This window comes from Cellulosimicrobium sp. NPDC030954 (genome assembly GCF_055571305.1).
Genome location: NZ_JBVIFN010000001.1, coordinates 1,173,661 through 1,183,446, shown reverse-complemented (window position 1 = coordinate 1,183,446; position 9,786 = coordinate 1,173,661). Strand labels below are relative to the sequence as shown.

The 9,786-nt window shown below is 73.2% G+C and carries 6 protein-coding genes; all 6 read right to left on the bottom strand.

Translation table 11 applies throughout. The annotated features are described in order from the left end of the window. Positions 1-152: 152 nt before the first annotated feature. Entirely contained in the window at positions 153-1,484 is a 1,332-nt protein-coding gene (locus tag ACZ402_RS05030; protein ID WP_375824316.1) for a cellulase family glycosylhydrolase, read from the bottom strand. A 188-nt stretch (positions 1,485-1,672) separates the two neighbouring features. Continuing rightward, positions 1,673-2,941, bottom strand: a complete 1,269-nt coding sequence (locus tag ACZ402_RS05025; protein WP_375824315.1) for a cellulase family glycosylhydrolase — start codon at positions 2,939-2,941, stop codon at positions 1,673-1,675. Between the two features lie 286 nt (positions 2,942-3,227). Further along, entirely contained in the window at positions 3,228-5,114 is a 1,887-nt protein-coding gene (locus ACZ402_RS05020; protein ID WP_375824314.1) for a PfkB family carbohydrate kinase, read from the bottom strand. After that, complete coding sequence (locus ACZ402_RS05015) at positions 5,111-6,391, bottom strand: AGE family epimerase/isomerase (RefSeq protein WP_375824313.1); 1,281 nt, start codon at positions 6,389-6,391, stop codon at positions 5,111-5,113. The genes ACZ402_RS05020 and ACZ402_RS05015 overlap by 4 nt, the downstream gene beginning before the upstream one ends. After that, on the bottom strand, positions 6,388-8,919 hold the full coding sequence (locus ACZ402_RS05010) for a glycoside hydrolase family 2 protein (RefSeq protein ID WP_375824312.1): 2,532 nt from the start codon (positions 8,917-8,919) through the stop codon (positions 6,388-6,390). Before ACZ402_RS05010 ends, ACZ402_RS05015 begins: the two co-directional genes overlap by 4 nt. Continuing rightward, positions 8,916-9,782 carry a carbohydrate ABC transporter permease gene (locus tag ACZ402_RS05005; RefSeq protein ID WP_375824323.1) on the bottom strand — a complete coding sequence of 289 codons (867 nt, stop codon included), beginning with the start codon at positions 9,780-9,782 and terminating at the stop codon, positions 8,916-8,918. The genes ACZ402_RS05010 and ACZ402_RS05005 overlap by 4 nt, the downstream gene beginning before the upstream one ends. Positions 9,783-9,786: the final 4 nt, after the last annotated feature.

Sequence of the window (9,786 nt, the reverse complement as noted above, 5' to 3'; positions counted from 1 at the left end):
GGGCAGGGCAATCTGCTCGGTAACCCACGACCTTCATAGCGAGGCCCCGCCCGCGCGACCCGGGCCGACCCGGGAGCTACTCATACCGTCTGACCCGGCCGCCGAGGTAGAGGCGTGGTCACGACCACGCCTCTACCTCGCGGACCGGGCCGCTACCTCGCGGAGCAGTCGACCACCGGGGGCAGGGCGGGCGCGTCGCCACGACCGGTGAAGCCGTAGGTGATCGTCCCGCCGGCCGGGACGTTCGCGTTCCACGACTCGGCGGCGACGGTCGCGACGCCGTCGTGGACCGTCAGCGCCCCGTGCCAGGACTGCACGAGCTCGCTTCCCGCGGGCACCCGCCACGACGTGGACCACGTCGAGACGGGCTCTCCGCCGAAGTCCACCCGGACCTGGCCCTGGTAGCCGCCGGGCCACCGGTACAGGACCTCCAGCTCGGCCGAGCAGCCGTCGGCGCGGCTCGCGAACACCGACGCCTCGCGCGACGTCTCGGTGAAGCCGTCCGGGCCGTCGAACAGCCGGGTGCCCCACGGCGACGGCTGCTCCGGGTCGAAGCCCTGGACGAGGTCGAGGTCCTCCACGCCTCCGCTGTTGCCGCTCCACGACCACCCGAACCAGCCGAGGCCGAGGCGCCGCGTCTCGGCGAGGATCGTGTCCTCGTCGACGTCATTGCCGTAGTGCGCCGGGCCGAACTCGCCGACGATCAGCGGCAGGCCGGCGTCGACGAAGTGCTCCAGGTAGTCCGTGACCACCGCCCCGTCGCCGTAGACCTCGTACATGTGCACCGAGAACACGACGTTCGCGTCGGGGTCGGCGTCGAACACCTGCTGCGCCTGGGAGTACATCGTCCGCGACCAGTCCTGGCCCCAGTTCGGGGCGTCGACGACGATCGTGTGCTCGTACCCGATGTCGCGCAGCCGCTGGACCGCGGCCGAGGTCCGCGCCGCCCACTCGTCGGCGATCGGACCGTTGCCGATCGGCTCGTTGCCGATGTTGACGAGGACCCTGTCCTCCGTGCCGGCGAGCGTCGGGTAGAGGTCCTCCCAGTAGTCGACCGCGCGGTCGAGCGACACCGCCGCCGGCGCGTACTCGTCGCCGTACCCCGTCGTGTCGTGCACCTCCAGGGCGCACACCAGCCGGTTCACGTCGCACTCGCGGACGACGCGCGCGACGTCCGCCGGGTCGTTGCGGGTCCACTGGTCCCCGCTCGACAGGACGACGCGCACCGCGTTGGCGCCCGTGCCCTTGATGTCCTCGAACGACTGGGACTCGTGGGTGTACCAGGTGTGGGCGTGGTTGACGCCGCGCAGGACCAGGTCCGACCCGTCCGGCTCGACCAACCGACCGTCGACCACGTGGAGGCCCTCCTGCGTCGAGCTCGCGGTCGCCGTCGGGGCGAGCGCGAGGGCCGACACCCCCGCCACGCCGAGCGCGACGACCGTCGCCGTGAGCGCCCTCGTCCAGGGCACGTCGTGCGTTGTCATAGAACTCCTTCGTTCATTCCCGGGTGTTCCGGGATGCACCAGACGGTCATTCCTTGACCGCCACGTCGATGAATCGCTTCATCAGCGCACAGGGGTGGATCGAGCGTCGCGACCACCACCCTGCGCGCCCTCGCGCCGGTCGACCCGACCGGCGCGAGGACACCCCTGCGGGTCCGATCAGCGCCGGGTCACCGGTCGGCCGCCGAGCCGCGCACCACGCACGACGCGCTGCTCTCCCAGCCCCACCCGTCCCCGTCGGGGTCGGACGACGCGCTCGCGCAGTACGGGTACCCGTTCGGCGCCGTGCTCCCGCTCCCGGAGCCACCACCCGGACCCGTGTCCGCGGCGGAGCCGCGCACGACGCACGAGGCGCTGCGCTCCCAGCCCCAGCCGTCCCCGTCCGGGTCCGACGACGCGCTCGCGCAGTACGGGTACCCGTTGGGCGCCGTGCCGGTACCGCCGTCACCACCGCCGTCACCGCCGTACACCGAGGCCACGGGCGCGTTGCGGGCCTGGAGCCCGTCGGCGCCGTGGACGAACCGCTGCCCCCACGGCGTGAGCGAGCCCGCGGAGAACCCGTTCACCATGTCGAGGTACTCGACGCCGCTCCCGTTGCCGGACCACGACCAGCCGAGCATCCCGAGGCCCTGGGACCGCGTGTAGCTCATGATCGTGGCCTCGTCGGGGTTCCCGTCCGAGTGGTTGTCGCCGAACTCGCCGACCATGATCGGCAGCCCGCGGCTCGTGAAGGAGTCGAGGTAGGCGCGCACCTCGGCCGCCGTGTCGAAGACGCCGTACATGTGGACGGAGAAGACCACGTTGTCGTCCGCGGCCGCGACGGTCGGGGCGTTGTCACGCATGGTGAAGGACCAGTCTTGACCCCAGTTCGGGGCGTCCACGACGATCGTGTGGTCGAGACCCGCACCGCGCAGGGTCTGGATCGCCGCGACGGTGTCGGTCGTCCAGCTCTGGTAGCCGGAGTTGCCGTAGGGCTCGTTGCCGATGTTGATCATCACGTACCGCTCCTGGCCGCGCAGGACCGACGCGATGCTGGTCCAGTACTGCGCGGCGCTCGCGAGCGACCGGGCGCTGCCGTCCTCGCCGTAACCGGTCGTGTCGTGGTTCTCGAGGATGCACACGAGCTGGTTCTGCTTGCAGCGCTCGACGACGCCGCTCACGTCGGACGCGGAGCTCGTCCCGTACCGGCCGCCCGAGAGCACGACGCGCACCGTGTTCGCACCGGCGGCACGGATGTCGGCGAAGGACTGCGTCTGGGTCGGGTACCAGGCGTGCGCGTGGTTGACGCCGACCGGCACGAACCGGTTGCCGTTCGCGTCGTAGATCGTCCCGCCCCGGACGGAGAACCCGTCGCTCGCGGCGCTCGCACCCTGCGCGAGCGTCGGCACGACGAGCAGGGCGAGCAGCGCGCTCAGGGCGATGGCGAACAGTCGTCTCATCGATCTTCCTCCCGGTCCGGGCGTCGTCGCCCGGTCTTGTCGGCGGACGTCGTCGTCGGGCTCGACCGCGAACCCTCGCCGGGCCCGTCGCGGCCCGTTGACGCCGACAGCGCTTAAGCGCTTCATGTCGAAGTTAGTGCATCCCCGAGGAGAATTCCAGGGTCGTTCTCGTCCGTCTCGGGGCGCCGTCCACGCCGCACCGCCGCGACCTGCGGGCAGCGTCACGAGCGGGCCGGGGCGCCGGACGGACGCGCCCGGCCCGCTCGCGCGCCAGGGTCGAGGAGGATCAGTCGCGCGAGCGCGCCCGCAGCTCCTCGTAGGCGCGCCGCACGACGTCCGCACCCGGCTTGCCGTACATGCAGTAGTCGTCGTTCGTGGCGGCCTCGGACGCGGCGTACAGCGGCGACGGCCAGTCCCACAGGAAGAACCCCGAGACCCAGGGCCGCTCCGCGCAAGCCTCGAACATCTCGGTGAGCCAGCTCGCCTGCGCCTCGCCCGACGGCGGGCCGGCGAGCGTCCAGTCGTTCGGTCGCGCCGGTGAGCCCTCGCGGCTGGGGCAGCCGGCCTCCAGGAAGACGAACGGCTTGTCCTCGCGCGCGACGACCGCCTCGATCCGGTCGAGGTGCTCGTCCCACGTCCCGGCCGGGTAGTAGCCCGAGCTGCCGATGACGTCGACCGCGTCCCACCAGGTGACGCGGTCCTCCTGGTACTTGTCGCAGTTGTAGGTGACGAGCCCGCCGTAGACCTCGCGCACCGCGGCCACGAGCGCACGCCACTGGGCGTCGCGCCCGTCGGCGCGCACCATCTCGCACCCGACGCAGAGCATCTCCGCACCCTCCTCCGCGGCGATGCGCGCATGGTGCACGACGAACTCCGTGTACGACGCGAACCACTCGTCCCACGAGGGCTCGCCCGGGACGTCCTCGTCGAAGAACCCGATGAACGCGCGCCACGTCCCGTCCGCCGAGTCGACGACCGGCTTCAGGCACACCTTCCAGCCCCGGGCCTTGGCACCACGGATCGCGGCGCGCACCTCGTCGTCGGTCACCGTCGGCTCGTCACCGTAGCGGACCGTCGTCGACTGCGGCGTGCCCTGCTTCGCCGAGAACGTCACGGCGACCCAGTCGACGCCGAGCACCTGCAGCTCGTCCATGGAGCGCTCCGCCTCGGGGCCGGTCCAGGTCCCGCGCACGCCCGTCCAGCCCCAGGTCATGCCGGCCACGGGCGCCCCCGCGAACGGCGCGGGCCGCACCGGGCCCTCGGCCGTCCGCAGCTCGGCGCGCGTCGGCGGGTCGGCGCCCGGACGCGACACGGTGACCGACGCCGCGACGGCGGCGGACCGGGCCGCGGTCCGCACGGCGGCGTCCGAGAGCCGGCGCAGGGCGTCGGCCCCGCCCGGACCCTGCACGCCGCGCGCGGCGAGCGCGTCGAGGAGGGCCCCGGTGAAGGTGTCCCCCGCGCCCACGGTGTCGACGACGTCGACCGCCCGGCCCGGCACCTCGACGACGCGGCCGTCGTGGCGGACGAGCGCCGCGCCGTCGCCCCCGCGCGTCACGACGACGAGGGCCGCGCCCCACGCCGACCAGCGGCGGGCGACGTCGAGCGGATCGGTCCCGGGGGCGAACCAGGCGAGGTCCTCGTCGCTCACCTTGACCACGTCCGCGAGCGCGACCAGCTCCTCGACGCGCGCGCGGACCACCGCGGGGTCGTCGACGAGCGCGGGGCGCACGTTGGGGTCGTAGGAGACGACGGCGGTCGCGCGCGCCCGGCGCACGACGTCCCGGACCGCGTCGGCCCCCGGCGCGAGCACCGCGGCGACGGACCCGACGTGCACGACGTCGACCCCGTCGACGGGCACCGGGCCGAGCTCCCACGCGAGGTCGAACGTGTACGTGGCCTGCCCGGCGGCGTCGAGCGTGACGGTCGCGGCAGACGTGCGACCGGTCGACGGCGCGTGGGCCTCGACCACGACGCCGCCGGCGTGCAGCCACGCTCGCACCCGGGCACCCCGGTCGTCCGGGGCCAGGGCCGTCGACAGCACGACGTCCCGACCCAGCCGGCCGAGCGTGAGGGCGACGTTCGCAGGGCTCCCGCCGGGTAGGTCACGGGTCGCGCCGGCGCCGTCGGGGACCACGTCGACGAGCGCCTCGCCGACCACGAGGAAGCGCGTCACGAGGTCACCTGCCCGTCGTGGACGGCGCGCGCGAGCGACGGGCCGATCGGCAGCCGGGGCAGCAGGGTCGCCTGGACCGCGTGGTAGAGGTCCGGCTTGCCCGGCCACGTCGCCCCGGCGGGCCGGTTCGACGGGTCGAGCTCGTGGTGCCACGACCCCCGCGCGTGGTCGACCACGCGCGTCACGGCGTAGTCCCACCACGTCGCGTAGAGGTCGGCGTACCGCGCGTCCCCGGTGCGCCGGTGCAGCGCGTCGGCCGCGGCGACCGCCTCGGCGACGACCCAGTGCATGCGCTCGCGCACCACCGGGGCGCCGGTCCAGTCCGTCGTGTAGACGAAGCCGTCGGCGCCGTCCACCGCCCACCCGTCCGCCACCGCCCGGTCGAACAGCACGACCGCCGTCGGACGGAGGTCCGGTGGCGCGAGCGTTCCGAGCGCACCCTCCAGGTGCAGGAGGAGGCGGGACCACTCGAGGCCGTGCCCGACGGTCGCCCCGTACGGCTTGAACCGGTCGGCCGGGCGGTCGGCGTTGAGCTCGAGGTCGGGCATCCACGTCGCGTCGAAGTGCTCGGGCAGTCGGCCGTCGTGCGCCGCCGCGAGGCGGACGACGAGCCGGGCCACGCTCGCGGCGCGGTCGCGCCAGGCGAGGTCGCCCGTCGCGTCGGCGACGGCGAGCATGGCCTCGACCGCGTGCATGTTCGCGTTCAACCCGCGGTACGGGTCCAGGTCCTCGAAGGCGACGTCCCACGTGTCGACCACGAGGCCGGCGGCGTCGTCCCAGAACCTGTCGAGGAAGACGGCGCACGCGTCGTCGAGCAGCCCGCGTGCACCCGGCAGCCCGGCGAGCGCCGCGCTCGACGCGGCGAGCAGGACGAACGCGTGGTCGTAGGCGGACTTGCCCGCCGCCCGGTCCGGTCCGCCCTGCGCGTCGAGGGCGTGGAACCACCCGCCGTGCTCGGCGTCGCGGAGCGGGCCGAGCAGCCCGTCGAGCGCGCCACGCGCCACGGGCTCGCATCCGGGGACCCCGAGCATCGCGCCGAGCGCGTAGACGTGGACCGTCCGGCACGTGATCCAGGTCTGCACGCCCGCCGCCGGGTCCGGCACGCCGTCCGCGTCGAGGTACGCAGCACCGCCCCCGGGGACGACGACGCGCCGACCGAACCCGAGCAGGGCGCGCGTGTGCGCGTCCAGCCAGGCGACGTGCGTCCCCCGCTCGGTCCACGCGAGCTCCTCGCGCACCCCGGCCCGCGCCGCGCGGTCGATCGCCGCCGCGGTCACGAGGGGACCGCCGTCCGGCGCACGACGAGCTGGTTGACGCTCCGCAGGACCTGAGGGTCCGCGAGCGCCGCACGGTCCAGCGGTGCCGGCGCCGTGACGTGGAACGTGACGCTCTCGCCGGCGAGGAGGTCCACGAGCAGGTCGTCCACGACGGCGTCGGGGTGCACCTTGTCGACGAGCAGGGACAGGCCCCGCACGAGGGTGTCCGTCGTGACCCGGACGCGGGCGCCGTCGTCGGTCGAGGTGACCTCGACGTGCAGCGCCGGGCTGCGCAGGGCGCTGTCACGCGGCTCTGCGTAGAACCAGGTCGCGCTCTCGTGGCCGAGGGACACGACGAGGAGCTCCTCCGCGGCGTCGCCCGGCACGGCGACGTCGGCCGACAGCGGGACCGTGGCCGTCGCGCGCGCCGCGACGTCGACGGGGATCTTCGCCGCCTCGATCTCGACCCCGTCGTAGCGGGTCCGCCGGACGACGAGGTCGCCCCGCCAGCGCTCGGCCGAGTCGTTGACGACCGCGACGACGAGCCGACCGTCCGCACCGCGCGGCTGGACGGTGAGCAGCCGGTCGGCGAAGGCGTGGCGCAGCGCGTGCAGGAGGGGCTTCGCGCGCCCGTCGCCGTCCACCGCCGCCCACGACGTGACGGGCCAGCAGTCGTTGAGCTGCCAGACGACCGCGCCCATGCAGCGCGGGCTCCAGGAACGGTAGTGCTCGAGCGCGGTGCGCACGGCGGTCGCCTGGTTCCAGGACATGGCCCAGTGCCAGTCCTCCATCGCGTCGGGCAGCGGGACGTGCGCGACGAGCCCGTCCGTGAGCTTGTCGTTGCCCTGCATCGCCTTCTGGTGGACGAGCATCCCGGGCGACTCGGGGGTCAGCGGGTCGTCGCTGATCGCGCGCGTGAGCGTGGACCACGAGGGCGGCCCCTGCCAGCCGAACTCGGCCATGAAGCGCGGCACGGTGTCGCGGTAGTGCGGCCAGTCCTGGCGGTTCCACAGCTCCCACTCGTGCATCGAGCCGTGCCGCGGGTCGTTCGGGTGCACGTCGAGGCTGCCCGACCACGGGCTCGACGGCGTGTACGCGCAGTCCGGGTCGAGCTCCGCGACGACGCGCGGGAAGAGGTCGGTGTAGTACCCGAGGCCCCACGTGCGGCCGTCGAGGCGCTTGTCCCAGCTCCAGTCGTGGAAGCCCCAGATGTTCTCGTTGCTGCCGTTCCACAGCACGAGCGACGCGTGGTGCCCGAGGCGCACGACGTTGTCGCGCGCCTCGGCCTCGACCTCGGAGCGCAGCGGCTCCTCCTCCGCGTAGGCCGCGCAGGCGAAGAGGAAGTCCTGCCAGGTGAGGACGCCCCGCTCGTCGCACAGGTCGTAGAAGTCGTCCGACTCGTAGATCCCGCCGCCCCACACGCGCAGGAGGTTCAGGTTCGCGGAGACCGCCTGGTCGATCCGTGCGGCGTACCGCTCGCGCGTGACGCGGTGCGGGAACGCGTCGTCCGGGATCCAGTTCGCCCCGCGCACCCAGACGGGCACCCCGTTGACGACGAACCGGAAGGACGTGCCGTCCTCGTCGGGCTCCATCTCGAGCGTCGCGGTGCGGAAGCCGACGCGGCGGGCGGACGCGTCGAGGTCCGCGCCCTCGGCCAGCAGCTCGACGACGACGTCGTAGAGCGGCTGGTCACCGTGCGTCCGCGGCCACCACAGGTCCACCTGGGGCACGACGACGTCGACCTCCACCGTGTCGGCGTCGGCCGGCACCTGGACCCGCACCCCGGCGACGGACGCCGCGAGGGTGAGCGGCGCGGGACCGTGACCGGTCCCGGCCGCGCCGGAGCGCTCGACCTCCGCGACCACGCGCACGCGCCCGGCCGCGGACGCCAGGGCCTCGCCCGGCTCGCCCACGACCGTCGCGTGGACGCGCACCTGGGCGAGACGCGCGACCGACCAGGACTCGAGCCGCACCGGGCGCCAGATCCCGGACGTCGCGGTGTCGGGGCCCCAGTCCCAGCCGAAGCTGCACGCCATCTTGCGCATCGCGTTGAACGGGTGCTGGTTGACCTGCGGCCGGTAGCCCAGGAGCAGGCTCTGCCGGTCGGCGTACGGGACGGGGGCCGTGAACCGGACCGCGAGCTCGTTCTCCCCCTCGACGAGCAGCGGGCCGACGTCGAACCGGTAGGTGCGGTGCATGTTCGCCGTGGTGCCGACGACCGTGCCGTTCAGCCGGACCTCCGCGACGGTGTCGAGGCCGTCGAAGACGAGGTCGTGCCGCTCGTGCCCCTCCGGCGCCCACGCGAAACGGGTGGTGTACACCCAGTCGGTCCGGCCGATCCACGCGAGCAGCCGCTCGTGGTCGTCGAGGTACGGGTCGGCGATCAGCCCGGCGGCCAGGAGGTCGGTGTGCACGCTCCCGGGCACCGTGGCCGGGACGTCGGAGACGACCGTCCCCGCGGGGACGGGCCCCGCGCCGGCGCTCACCGTCCAGCCGTCGTGCAGCTCGCGTCGGGTCGTCGCGGGGACGGGGGTGGCGGTGAAGGTCACTTGGTGGCTCCTGCGGTCAGGCCGTTGTAGATGTGTCGCTGGAGGAGGAGGAAGGCGATCAGGGTCGGGACGATCACGAGGATGGTCCCGGCCGCGATGACCTCCCACTCCGACCCCGTCGGTCCCTTGAACCGGAAGAGGGTCGTCGAGATCACGCCGAGCTTGCTCGACGGCATGTAGAGGAAGGGGATGTAGAACTCGTTGTAGATCGCGATGCCCTTGATGATGACGACGGTGGCGATCGCCGGCTTGAGCAGCGGGAAGATGATGCGCGCGTAGATCGTCAGGCGGTTCGCCCCGTCCAGCATCGCAGCCTCGTCGAGCGAGCGCGGGATGGAGCGCATGAACTGCAGGAAGATGTAGATCGCGATGATGTCCGTGCCCATGAAGAGCACGATCGCGGCCCAGCGGGTGTTGAAGAGCCCCAGGCCGTTGATGATCTGGAACGTCGCGACCTGCGTGGTGACCGCGGGGACGAGCGTCGCGAGCAGGAATCCGCCCATGACGAGCTTCTTGCCGCGGAAGTCGAACCGGTCCACCGCGTACGCGGTCATGGTGCCGATGAGGATCGTCCCGGCGAGCGCGACGACGAGGATGATCATGGTGTTCACGAAGCCCGCGAGCATGTCGCTGTCCGTGAAGGCCCTCGTGAAGTTCGAGAAGTTGAACCAGTTCCGGGGCAGGTCGAGCGGACCGGTCGTCACGTACTCCTCGCGGGACTTGAAGGCCGCGAAGAAGATCGTGAGGATCGGGACGACGGCTGCCGCGCACGCGACGACGAGGCTGATGTACTTCGCCGTCGTGGCCAGCGGGCCGGCGACCGGCGCGACACCCCTCGAGAACCGGGCGGCGGCCCCGCGCATCTTG

Bases quoted from the DNA above. Each gene is read 5' to 3' on its own strand.
- ACZ402_RS05005 (WP_375824323.1), bottom strand. From the start codon at position 9,782: ATGCGCGGGGCCGCCGCCCGGTTCTCGAGGGGTGTCGCGCCGGTCGCC.
- ACZ402_RS05025 (WP_375824315.1), bottom strand. From the start codon at position 2,941: ATGAGACGACTGTTCGCCATCGCCCTGAGCGCGCTGCTCGCCCTGCTC.
- ACZ402_RS05030 (WP_375824316.1), bottom strand. From the start codon at position 1,484: ATGACAACGCACGACGTGCCCTGGACGAGGGCGCTCACGGCGACGGTC.